General features: G+C 57.3%; 18 protein-coding genes and 2 tRNA genes. 12 read left to right on the top strand and 8 right to left on the bottom strand.

The genetic code is table 11. The annotated features are described in order from the left end of the window. Window positions 1-206: 206 nt before the first annotated feature. From G1C94_RS00605 to G1C94_RS00595, 3 genes are all read right to left on the bottom strand, one after another. Window positions 207-2,453, bottom strand: coding sequence for an AMP-binding protein (locus G1C94_RS00605; protein WP_172143729.1), 2,247 nt, complete (start codon window positions 2,451-2,453; stop codon window positions 207-209). A 122-nt stretch (window positions 2,454-2,575) separates the two neighbouring features. Continuing rightward, on the bottom strand, window positions 2,576-3,868 hold the full coding sequence (locus G1C94_RS00600; RefSeq protein WP_172143728.1) for an MFS transporter: 1,293 nt from the start codon (window positions 3,866-3,868) through the stop codon (window positions 2,576-2,578). Between the two features lie 94 nt (window positions 3,869-3,962). Beyond that, window positions 3,963-6,440: a phosphoketolase gene (locus G1C94_RS00595; RefSeq protein WP_172143727.1), complete on the bottom strand. Its 2,478-nt coding sequence runs from the start codon at window positions 6,438-6,440 to the stop codon at window positions 3,963-3,965. 478 nt (window positions 6,441-6,918) lie between these two features. Here G1C94_RS00595 and guaA point away from each other — a divergent pair, with 478 nt between their 5' ends. The 12 genes from guaA to G1C94_RS00535 all read left to right on the top strand — a co-directional run bounded on the left by guaA (window position 6,919) and on the right by G1C94_RS00535 (window position 19,058). Continuing rightward, window positions 6,919-8,481: a glutamine-hydrolyzing GMP synthase gene (gene guaA, locus G1C94_RS00590; protein WP_172143726.1), complete on the top strand. Its 1,563-nt coding sequence runs from the start codon at window positions 6,919-6,921 to the stop codon at window positions 8,479-8,481. A gap of 202 nt (window positions 8,482-8,683) precedes the next feature. Then, window positions 8,684-9,355 carry a DUF3800 domain-containing protein gene (locus tag G1C94_RS00585; RefSeq protein WP_172143724.1) on the top strand — a complete coding sequence of 224 codons (672 nt, stop codon included), beginning with the start codon at window positions 8,684-8,686 and terminating at the stop codon, window positions 9,353-9,355. 234 nt (window positions 9,356-9,589) lie between these two features. Then, window positions 9,590-10,837 (top strand): ATP-binding protein, encoded by a 1,248-nt coding sequence (locus G1C94_RS00580; RefSeq protein WP_172143722.1) that lies wholly within the window; start codon window positions 9,590-9,592, stop codon window positions 10,835-10,837. Window positions 10,838-11,365: 528 nt separating this feature from the next. Next, window positions 11,366-12,052 carry a phage head-tail adapter protein gene (locus G1C94_RS00575; protein WP_172143720.1) on the top strand — a complete coding sequence of 229 codons (687 nt, stop codon included), beginning with the start codon at window positions 11,366-11,368 and terminating at the stop codon, window positions 12,050-12,052. A gap of 192 nt (window positions 12,053-12,244) precedes the next feature. After that, a complete protein-coding gene (locus tag G1C94_RS00570) occupies window positions 12,245-13,480 on the top strand; it encodes an ATP-binding protein (protein WP_172143718.1) in 1,236 nt (411 codons plus the stop codon). Window positions 13,481-13,713: 233 nt separating this feature from the next. Further along, window positions 13,714-14,733, top strand: coding sequence for a ribose-phosphate diphosphokinase (locus tag G1C94_RS00565; RefSeq protein ID WP_172143716.1), 1,020 nt, complete (start codon window positions 13,714-13,716; stop codon window positions 14,731-14,733). A gap of 63 nt (window positions 14,734-14,796) precedes the next feature. Then, window positions 14,797-14,867: transfer RNA gene (locus G1C94_RS00560), tRNA-Gln, on the top strand. A 97-nt stretch (window positions 14,868-14,964) separates the two neighbouring features. Next, on the top strand, window positions 14,965-16,347 hold the full coding sequence (gene glmU / locus G1C94_RS00555) for a bifunctional UDP-N-acetylglucosamine diphosphorylase/glucosamine-1-phosphate N-acetyltransferase GlmU (protein ID WP_172143714.1): 1,383 nt from the start codon (window positions 14,965-14,967) through the stop codon (window positions 16,345-16,347). A 9-nt stretch (window positions 16,348-16,356) separates the two neighbouring features. Further along, window positions 16,357-16,737, top strand: coding sequence for a ribosome silencing factor (gene rsfS, locus G1C94_RS00550; protein ID WP_172143712.1), 381 nt, complete (start codon window positions 16,357-16,359; stop codon window positions 16,735-16,737). A 15-nt stretch (window positions 16,738-16,752) separates the two neighbouring features. Then, window positions 16,753-17,463 carry a histidine phosphatase family protein gene (locus G1C94_RS00545; RefSeq protein WP_172143710.1) on the top strand — a complete coding sequence of 237 codons (711 nt, stop codon included), beginning with the start codon at window positions 16,753-16,755 and terminating at the stop codon, window positions 17,461-17,463. Between the two features lie 91 nt (window positions 17,464-17,554). Continuing rightward, a tRNA-Ala gene (locus tag G1C94_RS00540) sits at window positions 17,555-17,627 on the top strand. A gap of 165 nt (window positions 17,628-17,792) precedes the next feature. Further along, window positions 17,793-19,058 carry a tyrosine-type recombinase/integrase gene (locus tag G1C94_RS00535; protein ID WP_172143708.1) on the top strand — a complete coding sequence of 422 codons (1,266 nt, stop codon included), beginning with the start codon at window positions 17,793-17,795 and terminating at the stop codon, window positions 19,056-19,058. On the opposite strand, the gene G1C94_RS07935 is transcribed toward G1C94_RS00535, so the two are convergent. From G1C94_RS07935 to G1C94_RS00510, 5 genes are all read right to left on the bottom strand, one after another. Beyond that, the gene (locus G1C94_RS07935) at window positions 19,046-19,228 is read right to left on the bottom strand and encodes a helix-turn-helix domain-containing protein (RefSeq protein ID WP_417852134.1); all 183 of its coding nucleotides are present in this window, start codon (window positions 19,226-19,228) and stop codon (window positions 19,046-19,048) included. The two genes, G1C94_RS00535 and G1C94_RS07935, sit on opposite strands and share 13 nt — an antisense overlap. Continuing rightward, entirely contained in the window at window positions 19,228-20,424 is a 1,197-nt protein-coding gene (locus G1C94_RS00525) for a hypothetical protein (protein ID WP_172143704.1), read from the bottom strand. The genes G1C94_RS07935 and G1C94_RS00525 overlap by 1 nt, the downstream gene beginning before the upstream one ends. A 739-nt stretch (window positions 20,425-21,163) precedes the next feature. Continuing rightward, window positions 21,164-22,579 (bottom strand): hypothetical protein, encoded by a 1,416-nt coding sequence (locus tag G1C94_RS00520; RefSeq protein ID WP_172143702.1) that lies wholly within the window; start codon window positions 22,577-22,579, stop codon window positions 21,164-21,166. Window positions 22,580-22,657: 78 nt separating this feature from the next. Beyond that, window positions 22,658-22,981 carry a hypothetical protein gene (locus tag G1C94_RS00515; protein ID WP_172143700.1) on the bottom strand — a complete coding sequence of 108 codons (324 nt, stop codon included), beginning with the start codon at window positions 22,979-22,981 and terminating at the stop codon, window positions 22,658-22,660. Window positions 22,982-23,145: 164 nt separating this feature from the next. Further along, on the bottom strand, window positions 23,146-23,391 hold the full coding sequence (locus G1C94_RS00510) for a helix-turn-helix domain-containing protein (RefSeq protein WP_253902242.1): 246 nt from the start codon (window positions 23,389-23,391) through the stop codon (window positions 23,146-23,148). Window positions 23,392-23,547 lie beyond the last annotated feature (156 nt).

Below are 23,547 nucleotides of genomic sequence, written 5' to 3'. Positions count from 1 at the left end.
TGACCTCGATGTTCACACCGTTGCCCATTGTAATGCGAGAGGTGAGTGAATCCACGGCATGTTGCCGAATATTGCCTTGAATTGCAGTGTGATATACCACACAAATCGCTTGAAACATGAGGAAATAAGAGATGAATCCAAGCGAACTGAGCCGCCTTGCCGTTTTCCGAACTTCCTTGAGGCCGCAAGGAAACGGCAAGGTGCTTTCAGAATCGGACGACCTTGTCTTTTGCCTTCTGCAGCACATCGACAGGAAATACACCCGGCAGAACAACGGAGGCAAGGCATATCCTCGCGGCATGGACGCGCTCGATCCGCTCCTCCACACTGACGATCTGCGCATCCGACAGTGTCGGATAATAGGCCTTGATAAACATGTCATACAAAGCCTGCGCGCCGACTTTGTCCATGCCGAGTTCCGCCACACATTTCTCGTCTGATACAAAGGACGGCAGGAAGATGTAATGCGAATACATACACAGCAGATCGAAGATCGGATCTCCTTTTCCGCACAGCATGAAGTCGATGAAACAGGTGTCATCGCCCTTGACGATGGCATTACCCGGTTGGCAGTCACCGTGCACAAATGTTTCGGCAGGCGCAATACTCTCAAAAACAGCGCGAATCTTTGCTGTATCCTCCGGTGAATACAAAGCCGGATCAAGCTGTTCGCACAGCGCTATGGAAACCTCCCTGATATCGGGCACGCGCTCGTCCGACACATGAATCTGATGCAGCGCTTTTACGGCGCTCGCAAACCGGCTGATGAGATGTTGGCGTTCCTGCGGCTGCGCGCCAATCACTTCTTGCAAGACCGTGCCGCTCACCTTATCCGTCAGAATACCGTAACCAGCTCCGGAACGAACCAACTCATAGGTGTTGGGCGCTGGGACTCCCATCGAATGCGCCGCTTTGGTCAGTACCATCTCCTGGCGAATCATGGCGAACGGAATCGACGGCTTGAACAGCTTCAGCACTTTATCCTGCCCAAAGGCGAACACGGTGGCGGTCCTGCCTTTTCCAAGTACCGGCAGATTGGCGGAAGACAGTTTCCGCAGATTTTCCCAGCTTCCTTCCGGCGGCAGCAAGCTCAGCTTGTCCAACTTGCCTGTTTCCAGCAGGGGGAAGTCCCGCAAGCGGATGTAATTTGTCGGAATCATATACTCCGGGAGTATTTGCAGCAGTCGTTCTCTGATGGCGACCTCATCGATTTCGACATCATCCGTATAAAACACGACAATGGCTGATATGTCCTTATATACAAACCCTCTGACGACAAGGTGCTGCAGGTCGCTCACGCTGCGGATGGCATTGGCGACCTCGTCTGGTTCGATGCGGTAGCCTGCGATCTTGAACATCTCATCGAGCCGTCCGCGAACGATGAGATCGCCATCAGCGGTTAATGCCCCGGCGTCACCGGTGTGGAAAATCCTGCCGCGCAGCAATTTCCTTGTGCGGCTAGGCAGATTGAGATACCCGCGAACATAGGGATTGCGATAGCAGATTTCCCCAACCTCACCGGTCGGCGTCTCCATCTCGTCCTCGTCAAGGATGAACAGCTCGATATCCGACTGTGATTTGCCCACTGGAGCCGGAGTGACGGCGCGAGGCAACTCGAATACCGTCAGCAGGCATCCCGACTCGGTGGAGGCATAGCAGTTATAGCATTTCATGCCATCGATGTAGAGTCCGTCCGCCGGTTCGCTGGACAGGATGCACATCCTCCACTGTTGGTGGAAAGGGTAGTGGTTGCGCAGGAAGGAGGGGGTCAAGTAGCCGCAGTTCACCCCGGCATCTTTCAGATATTCATTGAAGCGCTCTTCGTCACTGTGGTACGAGTAGGGCATGAGCGCCACGGCGTTCCCGAACGCGCAAGAGAGCGAAAAAATAATTGGCAGAGACACGAAATTCATCGGGCTCATCGCCAGAAAGGTATCCTCCTCGCTCAGGAGGGGTTTACCGTCCATCCTGACCGACTTCCACGCGTTTTCCAGCGAGCCGTATTCATGCAGGACGCCCTTCGGATTTCCCGTTGTGCCAGATGTATAGGCAATGTAACAGAGGTTGTGCAGATTGATTGGCTCGTAGCCGTTGATCGGTTCGGTTTCAATGATCTCATTCCAACAGTCCTCATCCACAAAGAACTTGCATCCGCAGTCTTTTCGTATGTAGGCCGTGCGTTTGCAATCATTGTCCGTTTCCGTCAGCACAAAGGCGGCGCCCGCCCGCAGCGTGCCGATGATGCACGCATACAAGCCGATTCCTCTGGGCAGGCAGTACATCACGATATCCTCCGCACCGATGCCCCGCGTTTTCAGCCATGCATAAACCCTGCCGGACAGTTCCCACAACGCGGAATATGTGATTCGATCATCCGGTTCATAGATAACCGCGGTGCGTTTCGGCGTATCCATCACGCGCTGTTCCAACATCTGCAAAACAGTTCTGCTCATCTATCCAGACACACCTTTTCTCTATTACGACGCGTTCTCGATTGCGACGCGATTTTTGAATATCACTTAGTATTTGTGCATGCGGCGACAACTGTTCGGGTTGCGGCATATTTAACTGGTAATCATGACGTTTGTTGGTACTTCCTGATTATGAGCACGCAAAGCACGATAGTCACCATCGCGAGGGCGGTCATCAAAATCATGACGGACAGCACATCCCAATGGTTCAGCATCAGGGTGGCCACAGCCGAGAGGATCAGCGATCCCGCTTTTTGGGCGCCGTTGAGAGTAATTAGCATGCTCTGCTGCCTTGCCTTGTCATCATCCTCAAGTGAGATATGCCGAATCAGCGTGATATACGGGTCGCGCACAAACGCCATCAGCAGATAGCCGATGCACAGGAAGGCGATCGTATCTCCTGTGAAAGAGAACCAAGGCAAGGTCTGCATCACCAATCCTGCAGCCAAAAGTATCGAGACGAAGATTGCGACGCGATTTTTGACTTTGCCATACGCCTTCCGCATCGCCATATTGGACACGATTCTGATGAGATAAACAACCGTCGTTATGACGCTCAGCAGCATCATGATGTATTCCGGATCCTGATTGATCAGATACTGCTGGAAATTCAGTTTTGCATACGACAGCCCAGTCCCTGTTAGCGCGCAGAAAATCGCAAAAGAGGCGAACAGCAGAATGTTCAGGGAATTCCACACGTTCCTCTGTCGTTTGGCGGATTGTTTGAGATTTGGTGCCAAATTGATCTCCTGCGCAGAATCATCGTCGTGTGATATCAGAAAAGCGAAAACGATTCCCACAAGACTGAGCACAATGCAGGCGACCATCGGAAGATACTCGTTGAGCGTAAACAGCGGTAAGCAGAGCAAGGAGGTCAACATCATGATCAGCGACGTCGCGGCGTTGGCATCTGATTGATACGAAACGAACCGATCTTCCCGATGCTCCGTTGTCAGTCGGTTCTTTAAAATCGCCGTACCCATCGCGTTCAATGTGTGACCGATGCATTTCAGGAATCCGCCGATCAGCACCGTGATGAAACCGGGTGCGAAGGTGATGCATACCGCCGAGAGTGCAAATACCACACTGCCGGTACGCACCGCCGTCTTATTGCCGACTCGGTTGATGAACCTGAGCAATGGATATTGGATTATCAGCGAGAAGGCAAGCGAGAGAAACGTCAGCAGGGAGAAGCTTTCCTTTGACATCCCCTTTACCTGCGTCAGAAACAGCACGTCGCAAACCACAAAGAACAGCAGATCGGTCTCCAGCGCCGTGTACCAGAGATACTCGCGATAGAATCTGTCTTTAAATCGCTGTATGCAACTACGCACGTAGGTGTCCTCCCTATTGGGGCGTCGGGTTGTGCTCCTTCGAAATTTAGGCTCGTATGCCATCCGAAAATCAGTGGAAACAGAGCCGACGGGATGGTATAGAAAAAGGGACCGAGACGAATCCCGATCCCCTTTCCTAATTAGCTAGGCAAATGCCTCACTCGTTGTCGCCGGCAGTGGCGGCGGTAGCGGAGACCGCGCCCTGCTTGTTGGTGTTGACACCGGAGTAGACCCAGTCGGTGTAATCCGGGTGATCGTAACCGTTGTCGACCGCGAACTGGAAGGCTTCGGTACGGAAGGCCTCGAGCTCGTTGATCTTGTCGGCGTACTTGTCAGCGTCGATCATGCGCAGAGCCTCGGCGACGAGCTCGTAGCGATCGATGTTGTTCACGCGCACCATGTCGTAAGGCGTGGTAGTGGAGCCCTGCTCCTCATAGCCGTGGACGTTGAAGTTGTCGTGGTTCGGGCGATCGTAGATCAGACCACGCACGTCGCGGGCATAGGAGTGATAGGCGAACAGCACCGGCTTGTCCTCGGTGAACAGGTCGGCGAAGTCGGCGTCGGAAATGGCTTCGTTGTTCTCCTTGGTGGACTGCAGCTTGACCAAATCCACGACGTTGACGACCTTGAACTTGATGCCCATCTCGTTGAGCTTGTCGGCGGCGGCCATGATCTCCTGAGCGGGGACATCGCCGGCGGAGGCAAGCACGATCTGCGCTTCGTCGTTGGTCTTCGCGGTGGAAGCCCACTCCCACTCGGCGGCACCCTTCTCAAGCTCGGCGCGAGCTTCGTCCAGGGTCAGCCAGGTGGCGGCCGGCTGCTTGCCGGCGATGATGGCGTTGATCATGTTGGTGGACTTGTAGCACTTCTCGGCAACGGCCAGCAGCATGTTGGAATCCACCGGGAAGTAGATGCCGATGACGTGGTCGTTGTTGAAGCACTTGTTCAGCAGCACGGAGGTCACGCCCGGATCCTGGTGCGAGAAGCCGTTGTGATCCTGACGCCACACGTGGGAGGAGACCAGGAGGTTCATCGAGGAGATCGGCTTGCGCCATGGAATCTCACGCACGGTGGCCTCAAGCCACTTGGCGTGCTGGTTCAGCATGGAGTCGATCACGTGCACGAAGGACTCGTAGGAGCTCCAGATGCCGTGACGGCCGGTGAGCAGATAGGCCTCAAGGAGGCCTTCCATCTGGTGCTCGGAGAGCTGCTCGGTGACCTGACCGGTGACGGCCATGTGCTCGTCGACCTGAGCGGACAGATAGCCGGCGGTCCACTGCTTGTCGGTCACTTCATAAGCGGCCTGCAGACGGTTGGAAGCGGTCTCGTCCGGTCCGAAGATGCGGAAGGAGTCGGGGTTGTTCTTGATGATGTCGCGGGTGTAGACGCCCAGACGACGGGTGGCTTCGAGCTGACCCCAGCCGTGGCCGTACTCCTTGACTTCCTTGACCTCGTAATCGTCGAGGTTCGGCAGGTTGAGCTCTTCGCGGATCACACCACCGTTGGCGTTCGGGTTGGCACCGATGCGCAGCTCGCCGGTGGGCATGAAGGCGGTGACTTCCGGCTTCAGCGCGCCGTTGGCGTCGAACAGCTCTTCCGGCTTGTAGGATTCGAGCCAGTTCTTGAGCACCTCGAAGTGGGCCTCGGTGTCGCGGGCGGAGGCCAGCGGCACCTGATGGGAACGCCAGGAACCCTCGGTCTTCTTGCCGTCGATGAACTTCGGGCAGGTCCAGCCCTTGGGAGTGCGGAAGATGATCATCGGGTAGAACGGGCGGGCCATGTCGTTGGTCTGAGCCTCGGCCTTGATGTCGCAGATCTCGTCGAAGACGGTCTCGAACAGCTCGGCGAAGCGACGGTGGATCGACATGTGATCCTCATTGTCGAAGCCGGCGACGAACTCGTAGGGCTCGTAACCCATGCCGTGGAAGAACTCGTGGAGCTCTTCGTCGGAAATGCGCGACAGGATGGTCGGGTTGGCGATCTTGTAACCATTGAGGTGCAGGATCGGCAGCACGATGCCGTCGGTGCGCGGGTTGACGAGCTTGTTGGACTGCCAGCCGGTGGCCAGCGGGCCGGTCTCGGCCTCGCCGTCGCCGACGATGGCCGGCACGAAGAGGGACGGGTTGTTCATCACCGCACCGTAGGCGTGGGACAGAGCGTAACCCAGCTCGCCACCCTCGTGGATGGAACCCGGGGTCTCCGGAGCGTAGTGGGAGGGGATGCCGCCCGGGTAGGAGAACTGGCGGAAGAACTTCTGCAGACCAGCCTCATCGTTGGTGATCTTCGGGAAGGTCTCGGTGTAGGTGCCGTCCAGATAGGACTGGGAAGTGCCGGCGGGGCCGCCGTGACCCGGACCCATGATGATCACGGTGTTCTGCTGGTGATCGGCGATCAAACGGTTGATGTGGCCAATGAGGAAGTTCAGGCCGGGGGTGGTGCCCCAGTGACCGACGAGACGGTGCTTGACGTCTTCGCGGGTGAACGGTTCCTTCATCAGCGGGTTGCTACGAAGGTAAATCTGGCCAATCGACAGATAGTTGGCGGCGCGCCAATACTTGTCAACGCCTTCCAGGGATTCCTTGGAAACTGCGGTGTTGAGCTTCGTCCAAGGGGTGCCAATAACAGGATTCGTCATGTGTACTCCTGTACTCCTGCACTGTGTAGTGCGATTTGATTACTATAGGTTCGGTTGTTCGATTCCCGCGTTTCCTTGGAAATCTCACGCCCAATCGCTCTTCATGGTACGAGCAGTGTGCGACGTTTTGGCCGGTTTTTTTCAGGTATGTGCGAAAAAGTTGTAAAAAAGATAGAAAAAGTGCTATTTCTATGGTCGTTTTGTGAATCGCACAATTTTGCCGGTTTACTTGAGAAATGTTGAAATATCAATAACGAAACGGCTTTTTCTCATTGTGAAGCGTTCGTTTTAAGCTCCCACTCAACCGGCGTGTTGAGCTACTTATGAAAGGAAATGTTGCATTTATTTGGGATTCTCATCGCTTCGATGCCGAAGTGCGCAGACGGATCGCAATGCACATTACAATGTCTGCTAACGCCGCCATAATCAAAGCAGTTGCCCATCCTTTTGTATATAGGTATCTAGGAGATTTAAGTCAATGGCAAACGGTCCCGTGCTCGTCGTCGATTTTGGAGCGCAATACGCGCAGCTCATTGCCCGCCGTGTGCGTGAAGCGAACGTGTATTCGGAGCTGGTGCCACATTCAATGCCCGTCGATCAGATGCTGGCCAAAGATCCGAAAGCGATCATTCTGTCGGGCGGCCCCGCTTCGGTGTTCGAGGAGGGTGCCCCCACCATCGACGCCAAGGTGTTCGAGACGGGCGTTCCCGTGTTGGGCATCTGCTATGGCTTCCAGGTCATGGCCCACGAACTCGGCGGTGACGTGGACAAGGCAGCGTTGGGCGAATACGGCAAAACCGGCACCGTCATCGACCATACGCGCGGGTTGCTCGCCGGTTCCCCGAACGAGCAGAGCACGTGGATGAGCCACGGTGTCGCCGTCAAGAAGGCGCCGGAAGGATTCGAAGTGCTCGCCCACACTGAAGGCGCGCCCGTCGCCGCCATGCAAGACGCGGCACGCAAGCTCTACGGCGTGCAATGGCACCCCGAAGTCAAGCACACCCCGCTGGGGCAGAAGCTCATCGAGACGTTCCTGCACGATTGCGCCGGTCTTGGCTGCGATTGGGACGCCTCCAGCATCATCGAAGACCAAGTCGCCAAAATCCGCGAACAGGTGGGCAGCTCCCAAGTAATCTGCGGGCTGTCTGGCGGCGTCGATTCCGCGGTGGCCGCGGCCTTGGTGCACAAAGCCATCGGCGACCAGCTCACCTGCGTGTTCGTCGACCACGGCCTGTTGCGCAAGGGCGAAGTCGAGCAGGTCAAGCACGATTTCGTCAAGGCCACCGGCATCAAACTCATCGCCGTGGATGCCGCCGCCGACTTCCTTGAAGCGCTCAAAGGCGTGAGCGAGCCGGAGAAGAAGCGCAAGATCATCGGCGAGAAGTTCATCCGCACTTTCGAAAAGGCGCAGCGTCAGGTCATCGAGGAAGCCGGTGCCCAAGGTAGGGAAGTGAAGTTCCTTGTGCAAGGCACCCTCTACCCGGACGTCGTGGAGTCCGGCGGTGGTGACGGCGCGGCCAACATCAAGTCGCATCATAACGTGGGCGGCCTGCCCGAAGACATCAAGTTCCAGCTCGTCGAACCACTTCGCACCCTGTTCAAGGACGAAGTGCGCGCCATCGGCACCGAACTCGGCCTGCCCGACGAAATCGTATGGCGCCAACCGTTCCCCGGCCCAGGTCTAGGCATCCGCATCATCGGTGAAATCACGCGCGAACGCCTCGACCTCTTGCGCGAAGCCGACGCCATCGCTCGCGAGGAACTTTCCAAGGCCGGCCTCGACCGCGACATCTGGCAGTGCCCCGTCGTCCTGCTCGCCGACGTGCATTCCGTGGGCGTGCAAGGTGACGAGCGCACCTACGGTTCGCCCATCGTTCTGCGTCCCGTTTCCTCCGAAGACGCCATGACCGCCGACTGGTCGCGCGTCCCCTACGATGTGCTTGCCGCCATCTCCACCCGCATCACCAACGAATGTCGCCAGATCAACCGCGTGGTGCTGGACTGCACTTCCAAACCCCCCGCCACCATCGAGTGGGAGTGATTCCTTACAAAATGCAGTACCTATTGGAGGTGCCTTGCCATATTGCAGAGCACCTTTTTTAGGGTTATAAGGCCCTCTCAAACCAGTCCTTGCTTTTTACGATGGCGCGTGCGATACTACATTTAGTCTCTCCGTAAGGAAGGGCCATCAGGAGCCGGGGGTTGTCCCCCGGCATTTTTTATATTCACGCAAGGAGAAACGAATGCTCGAAGCGAGCCTGTTTGTCGACGAGTCCGGCGAGAACGGGACGCAGTCGAAGTATTATTTGCTCACACTAGTTCTCCACGAGCAATCCGACAATATCCTTCAAATCATAGACATCTATGAGAACGACCTGCGTGCGAAGAGACTGCCAAACATTCCGCTACACACTTCACCGCTCATGTACTCCAAAGATGACTACGCCGGCATGGACATTCAAGACAGGAAACGGCTGCTGCAGTCGTTTTTCACCATGCTTCAGCATATGCCCATCAAATATCATACATTCTCGTACAAGAAGAGCGAACTTCGCGATGGCGCAGCACTTGAGGCTAGGATGAAGCGCGACGTCGTGAATTTTATCTTCGACAACCTCGACTATCTCCAGGGGTTCGACAAGGTGAAGGTCTACTATGACGACGGCCAACAGGTCGTGACCAAGGCATTGCACGACGCCGTGGAATACGCGCTTTCCACCGAGGCGGTCATGTACAAGGACGGCAGTCCTAAGGATTACCGCCTCGCGCAGGCTGCCGACCTCATCTGCACACTTGAGTTGGCAGCGTTGAGGTTCGAGGCCGGTGAGACGACTAAGACATACGATCGCTTTTTTGGAACATATGGATACTTCAAGAAAAACTGGCTCAAGAAAATCCGCAAGAAACTGCTGTAGAAGGCCTTTCAGCACGGGGTACTTTTTGGGTGCCAGAAAAACGTGCGCGAACGAGACGAAACCGCAACCACTGATACAAAGAATCACGTCAGGGCATCCATGATAGAGATGTTCACATCGAGTGGGAGTGAGGAAATTCTTTAGTTGTCGTGGTATTTACAGACTTTTTTGCCGTAGATACCACGATAACGCGCAAATTTGCTATGCTATCTCTGACGAGAATCGGGAGGCAGCATGCTTTTGTTCAAACGCGAGGACTACCTCAAGAAGATACGCGGGTTCTACCATGACGACGGCATGATCAAGATCATCACGGGCGTGCGCAGATGCGGCAAATCCTGTCTGATGCGCACGATTGCGGAGGAACTTAGGGAAAGCGGGGTTTCCGAAGAGAGGATCGCCTTCTTCGACCTGGACCGCTACGGCTTCAGGTCCGTCAAGACGCCCGACCAACTCGAGAAGCTGATTGAGCCAATGCTTCAGGTCGACGGACTGAAGTACCTCTTCATCGACGAGATCCAGAACGTGAAGGGATTCGAGGAGGTAATCAACGAGTTCCGCGCCGAGGGCGGCTTCTCGATCTTCATCACGGGGTCCAACTCCTACCTACTCTCCGGCGAGCTGGCGACCAAGCTCACGGGGCGCTACATTGAGTTTGAAATGCAGACGCTCAACTTCCGCGAGTACTGTGAGATGAAGCGCTTCCTAGGTCAGAAGATCAATCCGAACCCAGCAGCCGAGCTTGACGATTACATCCTTGCCGGTGGCTTTCCGAAGGCCCTCGACTACCCCTCCCTAGCAGACAAGCGCTCCTACGCCAAGTCGGTGATCGAAGAGATATTCGAGAAGGACATCAAAAGGCGCGTGAAGATAAAGAACGCTTCTGTCTTCAACCTCGTCCGAGACTACGTAATAAACAACTTCGGTGCCACCATGTCGATTAGCAACATCAAGTCCGACCTCGAATCCAAACAGGGGGTCCGCGTGAGCCACGAGACGCTCAACCGCTACCTGCAGATACTTGAGGACGCGAAGATAATCAGCAGGTGTACCAGGTTTGACGTCAAGTCGCGCAAGTCGCTTTCAGGCGAGCAGAAGTACTACCTTGCCGATTTGAGCTTCTACTACGCGCTCAACACCGACAACAGGATCAACTACGGACCCGTTCTTGAAAATATCGTGTACCGATACGCCCGGAGCCTGGTCTATGAGGTAAGCGTGGGGCGGATCGGGAAGCTCGAGTGCGATTTCATCATGCGCGGCCGCGACATGGGCTACTCCTACGTCCAAGTGGCCATGACGATCATGGGCAGTGAGAAGGCCGAGGATCGCGAGTACCGTCCGCTTGAGCGGATCCGCGACAATTACCCCAAGTTCGTGATCACGCGCTCCGACCCGATCCAGCGCAGGAGCGGGATCATCCACGAGAACGTGACCGACTTAATCGGCAACGGTCTCGACTTTAGTGCCAAGAGCTCGTAAGACTGCAGGGAGCGCGAGGATGGATGAACTGCGCCCCAAAACTTGGGCGGCTTAGATGGGAACTATGTGGAGTGGGACAGGCTGGAGCAAACTACAGCAAACTGGAACCAACTGAAGAGAGGCTTTCGCCATTAGATGGAAGTAGGTTTAAACCCGCGTTTAATGCACTAATTTTTCCCAAAACTTATAATTTTGGTTCCTTAACTGCCGTTTATCGTCTCTTTTGTTATTCTTTGCAAAGGAGGCGATTTGCTTGAAGCTATACCACCGAGAGCAGTTCCTCTTCACGCTCGATCCTCTTCTGCAAGAGCGTGAGGGAGTGCGCCATATGAACATGGTCGATTTCATGGCGTCAGATGGGGAACTGGCTTGAGTTGGAAGTTCGTTGCGACGGCGCGGCGTGATGTCCATAATAAAAAGAGGTTGAAGCAGCCGCGCCGCAAAAACCTGCTGATTTTCGCAACGGGAAACACGGCGCATGATGACAGAAGTGTTCCAAGACCTGCTCAAAAAATATGGAGATGAATTATGAATAAGGAATGGTCTGACTTAAATAAAACCCTTCAGATGCAGCTAAGGAAAGAATCAACCTTTTCAGAAGGGATCAAGACCCTTTTGACCTTGCGGCAGGCTCTTATGGATGAGTTGCTTAATATGAAGCATGAGCTGCGCCGTGAGGATTTCAACGCTATGCCCTTTCCGAACGCAAAGGGGTATCACAGCAAAACTATCGCTTATTCCATCTGGCATGTTTTCAGAATCGAGGACATTGTAGCGCACAGCCTGATTCAGAACGACAGCGAGATATTCAATGCGTATCAGAGTAAAATCGGTGCACCGATTATCACCACGGGCAATGAATTGGCCGGCAGTCAAATCGAAGATTTTTCTAAAGCAATCGATCTGGATGCCCTGTATGCCTATGCAGTCGCAGTCAAAGACAGCACAGATAGGCTGTTAAAGCAACTTTCATACCGAGATTTGCACAGGAAATTCGGGGAGGCAGACAAGGAGAGGCTGCAGAGGCTACAGGTAGTAAGCACGGACGAAAGTGCTTGCTGGTTGATTGAATACTGGTGCGGAAAAGACGTCAGGGGTTTACTTCGGATGCCCTTCTCCCGACATTGGATCATGCACATTGAAGCAAGTATTCGAATCAAAAATAAAATTCATCCAAGATCGAACTGCGTCCCAAAACTTGGACGGCTTAAATAGGAACTATGTGGAGTGGGGCAAACTGGGGTAGAGTGCGGCAAGCTGGAACCAACCGAAGAGGCTTTCGCCATTAGATGGAAGTAGGTTTAAACTCGCGTTTAATGCACTAATTTTTCCCAAAACTTATAATTTTGGTTCCTTAACTGCCGTTTATCGTCTCTTTTGTTATTCTTTGCAAAGGAGGCGATTTGCTTGAAGCTATACCACCGAGAGCAGTATCTGAAGAAGATCAGGCCCTTTTACGATGACGACCTGATCAAGGTCATCACGGGCGTGCGACGCTGCGGCAAATCGTGCCTCATGCAGTGCGTTGCCGAGGAGCTCAAGGAGCGCGGCGTAAAAGACAAGGATATCGTTTTTCTCAACCTCGACAAGCGGGGCAGCCGCTCCATCAAGACTCCCGATCAGCTCGAGGCCGCGATCGAGACACGTCTTTCAGACAACGACTTCAAGTACCTATTCATCGACGAGGTCCAGAACGTCGAGGGCTTCGAGGAGGTCCTAAACGGTTTCAACACCGACGGCGGGTTCTCGATCTTCATCACGGGGTCCAACTCATACCTGCTCTCCGGCGAACTCGTGACCAAGCTCACGGGGCGTTACGTCGAGTTCGAGATGTTCACCCTCTCCTTCGCCGAGTACCTCGGCATGAAGACTTTCATGGGCAAGGAAGTTCGCGATGCCCGGCTTGAGTTCGAGGACTACTTGCGCTACGGCGGTTTCCCGCGCTCGTTGGAATTCGACGACCCGGATGCCAAAGCCCGCTACATCGAGGACGTCGTGAGCCAAATCATTGACAAGGACATCAAGGCCAGGAAGAAGATCCGAAACTTCGAAACATTCGAACGCGTCATGACATATGTCATCAACAACTACGGGGCGCCCACGAGCCTGACCAACATCGTCGACCACTTCAACAATGTCGAGAAGATCGCCGTTCAACGCAGGACCATCGCATCGTATATCGAGCTGCTGGTGAACGCGAAGCTCCTTTACCGCTGCCCGCGCTTCGACCTGAAGTCGCGCAAGTCGCTCCGAGGGGAGGAGAAGTACTATCTGGCCGACCCCGGAATCTACTTCGCGAGGAACGTCGATGTCAGGCCGAGCTACGGCCCCTCGCTCGAGAACGCGCTCTATCTGTACCTGAGGTCTAGGGAATACAAGCTCGCTGTGGGCCGCATCGGCAAGCTGGAATGCGACTTCATCGCCCGCAGGCGAAACGCGTACGCTTACATCCAAGTGTCGATGAGTATCGCCGATCCCAACGTGGAAGAGCGCGAGTACCGCCCGTTCAGCCGCATTCGCGACGGTTACCCAAGGTTCCTTTTCACACTTGACCCGCTTCTGCAAGAGCGTGAGGGAGTGCGCCATATGAACATGGTCGACTTCATGGCGAGCGAAGGCGAGCTTCTTGAATCGCAAGCCTGAATGTCCACCGCATAAGTGTTTGCAGCCACCACTAAAAACCGCCCCTGCCTGACATTCCCACCCTTCCCGAATGCGCGGACTCTTCGGCTCCGCTGTCACTGCGCTCAGGATGACGAGGAACGGTGCACACTGCGCTCAGGATGGCAAGGGAGCACCCGCACCTGTGCACCGGTCGGCGCGGGCCGTTACACTGGGCTTGTCACCAATGGCCACATCAACATTTGGGAGATACGGTGAGCGCAATCCTCGAAGGGAAACCCGACAAGAACCTCATTCTCGTCACGGGAAGGATTCATCCGAAACTCGCTGAGGAAGTGGCGGATCAGCTCGGTATCGAGGTGCTGGAAACCACCGCATATGACTTCGCCAACGGCGAGATGTACGTGCGCTACACCGAATCCGTGCGCGGTGCCGACGTGTTCGTGCTGCAAAGCCATTACATGCCCATCAACAAGGCGATTATGGAGCAGCTCATCATGATCGATGCGTTGAAGCGCGCCTCCGCGCGTTCCATCACCGCCGTGTGCCCGTTGGTGGGATATTCGCGTCAGGACAAGAAACATCGTGGGCGCGAACCCATCTCCTGCCGTCTGATTTTCGATCTGCTGAAAACCGCCGGTGCCGACCGCATCATGTCCGTCGATCTGCACGCCTCCCAGTCGCAAGGCTTCTTCGACGGTCCGGTCGATCATCTGATTGCCATGCCGGTGCTCGTCGATTACATCCGCGATCGTTTCCAAGGTCAGCTTGACAACGTCGCCGTCGTCTCGCCGGATGCGGGGCGCATTCGCGTGGCCGAGCAGTGGGCGCAGCGTCTTGGCGGAGGCCCGCTCGCCTTCGTGCACAAGACGCGTGACATCACCCGACCCAACCAGGCCGTCGCCAACCGCGTGGTCGGCGAGGTGGCGGGCAAAGACTGCGTGCTCGTCGACGATTTGATCGACACGGCCGGCACCATCGTTGGCGCATGCCGGGTGTTGCAGGAGGCGGGAGCCAAGTCGGTCACCGTGGTGGCCACGCATGGCGTGCTCTCAGGCCCCGCCGTCGAACGGCTCAAGGGCTGCGGCGCGCGAGAGGTCGTACTCACCGACACCGTGCCGATTCCCGACGACAAGCGCTGGGACGAGCTCACGGTGCTTTCCATCGCGCCGCTGCTGGCCGGTGCCATCCGCGCGGTGTTCGAGGACGGTTCCGTGGCGGAACTGTTCGACACCTACCCGGAGCACCACGGTCAGGGCTTCCTATTTGCCTAAAGACTCGCCTATAGGTTGTGTCTGTGGTATAAATGAATACTTGGTGGGTCACGGCCCGCCGATTCCCCCATGGTGTAATGGCAGCACACGGGTCTTTGGAACCCTTTGTCTTGGTTCGAGTCCAGGTGGGGGAGCGAACCTACGGCCATCCGACAGTCCCGCTGAACGGATGGCTGTTTGTTTTCCGGGCGTGTCCCGACACGCCGCGATACAGACGGGAGTTACGAGAACATGGCATTGTCCGCAGCAATCATTCTCGCCGCGGGTGAAGGCACCCGCATGCGTTCGGCCAAACCGAAGGTGTTGCACACCTTCGCGGGCAAGACCTTTCTTAACCGCGTGATGGATTCCGTTGCGGCGCTCGACCCCGATACGCTCGCCGTGGTGGTGCGTTATCAAGCCGAACGTGTGGCCGCGGCCGCACGTTCCTATAGCGAAGACGCCGCCATTGTCGAGCAGGATGACAAGCCGGGCACAGGCCGTGCCGTGCAATGTGCCATGAACCAGCTTGGAGCCGCCGGCGAACTCACCGGATCGGTGCTGATTGCGGCCTCCGACATGCCATTGCTTGACTCCGACACGCTTGGTATGTTGCTTGATTTCCATGAGCGCAGCGGCAACGGTGCCACGGTGCTGACCACCGTGCTCGACGACCCGACCGGCTACGGCCGCATCATTCGGGATCGCGACGGCAATGTGTTGCGCATTGTGGAACAGAAAGACGCCAACAGCAGCGAGCTGGCCGTGCGCGAGGTGAACACCTCCGTGTATGTGTTCGATGCCGCCGTGCTCACCAAGGCGATTGCAGGGCTGAAGGCGGACAATGCCCAAGGTGAGTTTTATCTGACCGACGCGTTGGAGACGGCTAAAGAGAACGGTGCCGTGGGCGCTTTCGCCGCGCCTGACCCGTTGAGCGTCGAAGGCGTGAACGACCGCGTGCAGCTGGCCGAACTGGCCAAGGCGCACAACCTGCGCGTGTGCGAGCGCTGGATGCGCGACGGAGTGACGATTCTCGACCCGGCGACCACATGGATTGAGGACGAGGTCGAAATCGCCCGCGACGCCACCATCCTGCCCGGTTGCTTCCTTCAGGGGCATACGGTGATCGGCGAGGAAGCCGTCGTGGGGCCCTACACCACGCTGATCGACGCCACCGTGGACGCACAGGCGGTTGTGGAGCGCTCGCGCGTGCAGGAATCCCACATCGGCCGCGCCGCGAACATCGGCCCGTGGACGTATCTGCGCCCGGGCAACGAGTTCGGCGAGGAATCAAAGGCGGGTGCGTTCGTGGAAATGAAGAAAGCGCATATCGGCAACGGCACCAAAGTGCCGCACCTAAGCTATGTGGGTGATGCCGAAGTGGGCGACCACACCAATATCGGCGGCGGTTGCATCACCGCCAACTACGACGGCGTGCACAAGAACCGCACCAAGATCGGTTCGGGCGTGCATGTGGGTGCGGGCAACATGTTCGTTGCGCCCGTCGAGGTGGGGGACAATGTGACCACCGGCGCGGGCTCCGTGGTGCGCCACGAGGTGCCCGACGACGCCATGGTGTATTCGGAGAACACGCAACACACCGTCGAAAACTGGAAGCCGGCTTGGGAACGCTGAAAGGACAATATGCCAGCACTGCAATCATCCATTGACGACATTCGCATCGCCGCGGCGGCGGCCGACCGAGTGAAAGCCACCGATATCGTCGCTTTCGATGTGACCGGACCGCTCGGCATCACGGACATCATGATGATCGCCACCGCCTCCAACGAGCGGCAGGTGCTCGCAGTGGCCGAGGAAATCGAGCGCGACCTGTATACGAAATGCTCCAAACGTCAGCCGCGCGAACGCGAGGGCCTGACCGAGGGGCAGTGGGTGTTGCTCGACTACGGTGATTACGTAATTCATGTCATGCACGTCGAATCACGCGAGTTCTATGGCCTCGAACGGCTGTGGCGCGACTGCCCGCAGGTCGACCTGAAACTCGAACACCCCCAAAGCGCTTAGAAAGGCCGGGAAATTATGGCTGAACACGTCCGTTCCATTATTCTGGTACGTCATGGCCGCACCGCCTACAATGCGGCGCATCGTTTGCAAGGGCAGGTCGATATCCCCCTCGATGCCGTGGGGCGCTGGCAGGCGTGTCAGACGGCGGTCGCGCTGAAGGAGCTGTATGTGGATCAGCGACCGCAGGTGAGCAACAGGCTCATCGTCTGCTCCGATCTGGTGCGTGCGCGCGCCACGGCTCAGGCCTTCGCTGATGTGCTTGGCGAGACCGGCGTTGATGTCGCCGTACAACCCGACGAGCGCGTGCGTGAGCGCAGTTTCGGTGATTGGGACGGGTGCGCCGTCAGCGATTTGCAGGAGCGCTACCCCGAAGATTACCGGCTGTGGGCCGAACACAAGGGCGGCGAGATGAAGTACGGCGCGGAACCCAAGGCGGCGGTGGGGCGTCGCGGTGTCGAAGCGTTGCTGGACTGGGCCTCGCGCGGGGGAGGCGACACGGACTTGTATATGTTCTCGCACGGCGCGTGGATTTCGCAGACGCTGCAGACTTTGCTGGGGCTTGAGCAGGTCGATCCGACGTTCGCAAGCATGCTGTCGATGCGCAATGCGCACTGGGTTCGCCTGGTGCCGATGGACTTCGCAGATGGCACCGTGCGCTGGCGTCTGATGGACTACAATCATGGCCCCGCCATAGCCGACACGCAGGAGTGGGAACGCGAGCGCTGAACATGACGCCGCACGCGACACGCCATATTTGCCGAATCGGGATTTCTGTCGTAAGGTAGACGAGGTTTCAAACGAACCGATAATTGAATACGGGGCTGTGGCGCAGCTGGTAGCGCATCTCCATGGCATGGAGAGGGTCAGGAGTTCGAATCTCCTCAGCTCCACCGGCAGGGTTTTCGGAGAAATCCGGAAACCCTTTTTTCATGCCGAAAATGGCGGAATATCAACGTTTGTCGGCTATCACATCTGCTGGCTGTACATATCATAAAAAGCCATAAGATATCATGGATATACCCAAAAATATCCCCATCAGGAATGGGCTGAAATATATGGCACGCACAAAAGACACATTTGGCAGCACGGAGAAAACTCCATCCGGTAAGTACAGGGGCACCTATGCCAACCCCATCAAAGGTGGCAAACCTGCTCGTATCAAAAGCCCGACCTTTGAAACCAAACGTGAAGCCTACGCATGGTTGGCTGAAGAAAAAGAACTGGTGCGTCTCCACCGGCTTGGCAAGCAACGGTGGCTGCCCCCGAAGGAGAGGCGTAAGAAGGAAGAGGCCGAATGGGTGAAACAGCATCAGCCATTCATGCCCTACGCGGCAAAAGCCGTTGCGGAATTCAGCATCAACAAGACCGAGGGGACGAAAAGAAAACTGCGCGAAGCCCTGTCCCATATCGATGAGATGGGTTTCACTCATGGCACAATAGCGGAAATCACAAGGGAAAACATAGAAACTTGGTACGAGACGAAGATGAACGACAAGCCCTCATCCAAGCGTCGTACCTACATGCTTCTGAAAAGAATTCTGCGCAAGGCGATTAACGAGGGCATCATCAATGAGAACCCCTGCGTTCTCCCGAACCCCAAAGTCCCCCAAAGCAAGAGGCAGAGTGTGGAACCGGCCACCGGTGACCAGTTGCGAATCATCTATCAGAACATGCCGGAATATACCCGAATTTTTGTCTATGTCGCAGCTTTCTGCGGACTGAGAATCAACGAGGTTTGCGCCCTGCAGCTAAAGGACATCGACCTAAAACGCAAGATACTCCATGTCCGTCATAGTGTAGGCAGGGGAGATCATGACCGGGGGGAACGAAGGCTCAAGGAAACGAAAACCCCGACGAGCTCTTCGGATCTGGTCATACCGGACCCATTGGTGCCGTTGCTCGAGGAACGCATGGGCAGGCAGCCAAACGACCCTGAATCAATGCTGATAGAGTCCCGGGCGGAAGGGCGTCGCATCATCAGTGACAACACTGTCCGAGAGCATTTCGAGACAGCCGCGAGAATCGCCGGAAGGCCGGATTTAACGCCGCACCAGTTGAAAGCCCTTTTCACCGATACCCTCATCAACGAGGGCGGTTTGAGTCCTAGGGAAACCGCGGATGCGGCAAGACATACCAGCGAAACCATCAACTTCATATACCAGCGTGACAAGGCGACGCGGCAGCGCGAGGGCATCAACAAGGCGATGCAGACGCTTATGCCCCGAAACGCGGCACAGGTCGAGGCGGAGATACGCGAAGCCGAAGAGCGGCTAGCCCGGTTGAAAACCGAGCTAGCCAAGATGTCGCATCAGGCGGCATAATCCCAGTCGAGAAGTCGTTGGATCGAGTCCGTTCTGATGCGAATCATTCTCGGTCCCACACGTCGCCATGTCAGGCGCTTTTGCAAGCGCCAGCGGTCTATCGTCTGCGTGCTCACATGCAAGTAGTCGGCGGCTTCCCGTCTCGTGCACCATTCATGGGTGAAGTGCATTAGGCATCACCCCCGGAACGGAGAACGTCCACATGGGACTTCACGTTGTCGAAGACGGGATAGCCATCCCACGACAACGGGAGAAAACGGTCATTGTCGGCGAGCTCGTCAGCTGTGTGTGAGGTGAGTTCGCGGGCTCCGAGGAAATGCTTTAAAAACCGCAGGCCACCCTCGACCGCCGCTTTGTCGAGCAGTTCGTTAAATCGGGCCGCGTCCGTCCCGGGACATTCCGAAGCAATCTTGCCCCAAGAAGAGATTCGCCCAGTGATGAATTTACCGTTCTGCCCGGCAATATTCAGCACTTCGGGGGAATTCGTCGCCACGATCACCACGAGCGACCAGCCGGCCCAGAACGTTTCGCCCCATCGTCGCGGAACCTGCATCGGTGACTCGGCAACCAGAAGTCGCAGGACGTCCAGCGTGGACGAGTTAATCGACGCGGGGCAGCTTAGCAGCACCGCGCGAGTGGCAGGAGTCAACCCACTCTGCAGCTTATCGACTCCCAAACTTTCGTCCAGCTTCCACTCACCCCATTGCGAACCAAAACGCTTGGACAGCCAGATGCGGGCCGAATTGGACACCTCAAAGACGTCATTGGCCTCAACCCAGACGACCGTCACATTGCGGGCACCCTGATTGGCTTGTTGCTCAAACAACGCATCAATCGCCCACTTCTGCATTCCGAACGCAATCGTTGCCAGATAGTCATCCGACAACAGCTTGTCGAAAGACATACCCGACCTGATCGCCCGTCGCACCGCATCGCGTTTCTTTTCGGAGGGAGTATGGGGTTCGGCTTGGCCTTCCGGTTTCCACCCCTTGAAATCTTCCGGTTTGTTGCCGTAGGGGCCGCCCACATGCGTTGCGTCCATCTTCATGCAGTAATTCACTGCGTCAGCGACCGAACCTCGCCGTGGCTCCAAATGCGCCGAGGATGGGAAGACCTTTTTGAGCGCGGTGAAGTGCACCGCGTTCGGAGCGCTGAAATACAACTGCCAATGCTCGTACCCATCAGGGTTCCGTTCGGTGGAAGAGCTTCCGCGTTCATGGGAAGCGATCCACAGCCATCCTCTGTCCTGCATCAGTGCGGATAATTGGTCCAATCCCATGTCCTCGAAGGGTATGGTGACGCACCAGTCGCGCGCCTTGAGGGATTTCTTCTTCCCGCCTCTGGCGGTTCTGTTTGCGGTGGTCATACGCACCGCCTATGCGGGAATGGAATTGCAGGTTCTTGGCACGGCATGTAAGCAGTGCCAGACGGATGTGCCATCAGAAATGGCGTAATTCCAACGATGGAATAGGTTTTGGCACATGGCACGGGAAATTCAGGGGTAACACTACCCCCTGAATTTCCCTCACTCGAGGCCCCTGTAACGCCGGGTGCACGCGATATTGTTATCTTCATGCCCGCGTATATGCGTCCCATGCATTCGGGCGGATGTTTGCCGGAAGTCGGGGGAATGGCGGAATTAAGCCGTTTTTCCTGTCCGTTGCGATTTCAAGGAGAAATGCGCCTTCGCGCGTCTGGAATGTGATTTACATCACACTTTCACGATTTGTACACAAACGTGTCTTCGCGGGATCGTTGAAAAATCAACGTTTTTTAGTTTCTGTCGTGGTGGATTCCGTTCGGTCGGAGGCCTGTGGAAGGGGTTTTGGGGAATCGCGTCCACTGCGGGGTCGGGCGTGTCGCCGACGGGACAGTGCCGGTGAGACGGGGTGCGGGGGTTTGTCGAGTGTATCGGCCGGTCCGGTTGCGTCAACTCGTGGAGACGAACCCCTTTGGGGTTCGGCGCGTCCGTTCGGCCGCGCATTGACGCAACCGGACCGGCCTGAGGTTTGTTTTTCGTCCCCGTCCCTCCGAAAGCACTCCTTAGGGTTCCCTGGTATGCGAAAGGGCGGCCTCCGGTCGCCCCGGTGGCCGCCCTCCCGTCCTCACCGCCGTGGGGGCGGCGGCGTGTCGTCGCGCGCTGTCTCCAGCAGACGGGGGATGAGGGGTTCGGGCAGCCAATCCCATTGGACCCATTCGGCACCGCCGTCGGGGCGGGTCATCACGGACAGGCCCTTGGCGTTGCCGGGGATGAGGGTCGGGTCCGGGGCGTCGTCGGGGATGGTGCCGAGCGCGGCCTTGGCCATGTCGGGCGTGGTGCAGCGGAACGCGGTTTTCATGGCGGCGTTGTCGCGTAGGGCGCTGGGCAGGCTGTCGGTGGTGGGCTTCTGGGTCATGGCGAGCACGCTGATGCCAGCGCTGCGGCCTTTCTTGACTAGATCGGTCGCCAGAGCGGTGAACTCGGCCGCCTTGTCCCGGTTCGCCTTGGTGCGCGAGGCGGGATCGGTCCATGTCTGGATTTCGTCCAGCACGAGCACAACGGCCTTCTGCTCGCGGGTGGGCCCCCAATGCCAAAAATTGCTGTCGCCGTGGCTAGCCGCGTTGCTCGACAGGCGCTCGCGCATGATCAGCTGGATATGGCGCAGCATGGCCAGCACGTGCTCGTAGGAGTCGTCATTGGTGTACCGGTCTTCCGGCAGGAAACGCCCGGCCCACTGCCAGTCACCGCCTCCTTTGCCATCGGCCACGTACACGTCCACCAGATCGGGACGTGACAGCAGTCCCGACACCAGCAAGCTGGCGGCGGCAGTCTTGCCCATGCCGGGGATGCCGGCAAAGGTCAGGCCCGGCAGTTCGGACAGTTCGAGGCGACGCTCGCCGTGCAGGGCGCGTCCCACCAACACGGACAGGTGGCCCGTCCCCACTTGCGTGTCGGGCAGCGCGTCCAATCGTCGCGGTTCGCGCAAACCGGCAAGGCGGTCGTTGTAATACAGGGTGGCGCGCCACCGATGCGGCCAACGCACCGGGTCGGGCCGGTACAGGTCAAAATCCTCCGCGTCACACGCGGCCATCCCGTCGCGCAGGGCGCGGCGCAACCGTTCCTCGCTCATCCCATATACGGGCAGGTCGTCCACTTCCAGCAGACCCGTCGACTTGAGGGAAGGGCGACGCAGGTACACCTCGTACACGGTTTCATCGTCACGGCGCACCACGGCGCATTCGCGCAGCCACCCATTCGCGTCCCGCCGCCGTCGGCGGCGGTCGCGACGCATGAGGTCGCCAAGCACGGGAATGCAGTACCCGGCATCACGGCGGACCCGTTCGGGCAACCTCCTGCACAGGCACACGCCGGTCAGGGCGAGCAGGCAGGCGACGGGCGACAGACGCACCCACAGGGGCAGGCCCGGCACCAGCGAAAACACCACCCCGACAATCAGCCACGCAAGACTCGCGCACACCGCACGCAGCAGCGAACATGCCAAGGACAGGCCCGCACGCGATTTCCCGTCAATCTTTTTCATATCATCACTTCCTAAAAGACGAAGGGCGGACGGCCCCGCTTTGGATCGCGGGGCCTTGCCGTCCCGATACGGACGGGACTAGGCCTCGGCGATACCCGAGGCGTTGAACGAGACACCGCTGCGCCCGTTGCGCTCCCACGTGACGGCCGTCAGACCGTCGAACACAATCGGACGGGTCGGCGGAATGCCGAACGGCTTGTCCGAAGGCACCTTGACCTTCAGTAACTGGGGACGACGCCCCTGACGCAGCACCAGCGCCTGCACCGCCCACAAGGGCACGCCGTCCGAGTTCACGGCCTGCATGCCCTCGACACGATGCCCGTCCTCGAACACCTCCACGGGCGAGACGCTCAGGAACTGCACCTGATCAGCGAACCGAGACAAATCAACAGGAATAATCATGACTGATATTCCCCCTTATCCACGGGAAATGCACCCCGTGACAGTGCCCACGGGGACAACCCCCGTGATACACCGCGACTATGCGGGCGGAAAACCCCTGTATGAGAGGGGCGAGGGAAAACGGCCGGGGAAAACGGCAGGCCGCCGGGCGGCCTTCGCGGAACCTATCGCGCGTGCAGGTCCGGCCAAGGCTCGGGCAGCACGTCGTCCGGGCGAACCCCGAGAATCTGGCAAACGGCCATAAGGGTGCGGATGGTCGGATTACTTGGCGGATCACCGGCGAAACCGCCGTTTTCCAAACGCTGGTACTGCACCTTCGACAGACCCGCGTCATAGGCGACGCGCTCCTGGCTGTACCCCTTGGCCAAACGCGCCTTCTGCAGGTTCAACCCGACCCGCTTCGCGTACAAGGCCCATTCCTCGACATCCGACATGCGGTCAGGCTAAGCGCGCGCTAACATACATGTAGCTACACTAATGTAGCTTTCTGCGGATGCGGAAAAGAACGGAGGCCTGTGACAGGAAACCTGGAACGGACCCCGGAGACGAAAGGGAAACGAAACAAG

The sequence above is a fragment of the Bifidobacterium panos genome, assembly GCF_012932445.1.
Classification (GTDB): Bacteria; Actinomycetota; Actinomycetes; order Actinomycetales; family Bifidobacteriaceae; genus Bifidobacterium; species Bifidobacterium panos.
The sequence above is the reverse complement of the archived record's forward strand: the minus strand, read 5'-3'. Positions and strand labels throughout refer to the sequence as shown.

Excerpts from the sequence above, each read along its gene's own strand:
- G1C94_RS00525 (WP_172143704.1), bottom strand. The coding sequence starts at position 20,424 with ATGACCACCGCAAACAGAACCGCCAGAGGCGGGAAGAAGAAATCCCTC.
- G1C94_RS00580 (WP_172143722.1), top strand. The coding sequence starts at position 9,590 with ATGCTTTTGTTCAAACGCGAGGACTACCTCAAGAAGATACGCGGGTTC.
- glmU (WP_172143714.1), top strand. The coding sequence starts at position 14,965 with ATGGCATTGTCCGCAGCAATCATTCTCGCCGCGGGTGAAGGCACCCGC.
- guaA (WP_172143726.1), top strand. The coding sequence starts at position 6,919 with ATGGCAAACGGTCCCGTGCTCGTCGTCGATTTTGGAGCGCAATACGCG.
- G1C94_RS00575 (WP_172143720.1), top strand. The coding sequence starts at position 11,366 with ATGAATAAGGAATGGTCTGACTTAAATAAAACCCTTCAGATGCAGCTA.
- G1C94_RS00605 (WP_172143729.1), bottom strand. The coding sequence starts at position 2,453 with ATGAGCAGAACTGTTTTGCAGATGTTGGAACAGCGCGTGATGGATACG.
- G1C94_RS00545 (WP_172143710.1), top strand. The coding sequence starts at position 16,753 with ATGGCTGAACACGTCCGTTCCATTATTCTGGTACGTCATGGCCGCACC.
- G1C94_RS00520 (WP_172143702.1), bottom strand. The coding sequence starts at position 22,579 with ATGAAAAAGATTGACGGGAAATCGCGTGCGGGCCTGTCCTTGGCATGT.
- G1C94_RS00600 (WP_172143728.1), bottom strand. The coding sequence starts at position 3,868 with ATGGCATACGAGCCTAAATTTCGAAGGAGCACAACCCGACGCCCCAAT.
- rsfS (WP_172143712.1), top strand. The coding sequence starts at position 16,357 with ATGCCAGCACTGCAATCATCCATTGACGACATTCGCATCGCCGCGGCG.
- G1C94_RS07935 (WP_417852134.1), bottom strand. The coding sequence starts at position 19,228 with ATGCACTTCACCCATGAATGGTGCACGAGACGGGAAGCCGCCGACTAC.
- G1C94_RS00585 (WP_172143724.1), top strand. The coding sequence starts at position 8,684 with ATGCTCGAAGCGAGCCTGTTTGTCGACGAGTCCGGCGAGAACGGGACG.
- G1C94_RS00595 (WP_172143727.1), bottom strand. The coding sequence starts at position 6,440 with ATGACGAATCCTGTTATTGGCACCCCTTGGACGAAGCTCAACACCGCA.
- G1C94_RS00515 (WP_172143700.1), bottom strand. The coding sequence starts at position 22,981 with ATGATTATTCCTGTTGATTTGTCTCGGTTCGCTGATCAGGTGCAGTTC.
- G1C94_RS00535 (WP_172143708.1), top strand. The coding sequence starts at position 17,793 with ATGGCACGCACAAAAGACACATTTGGCAGCACGGAGAAAACTCCATCC.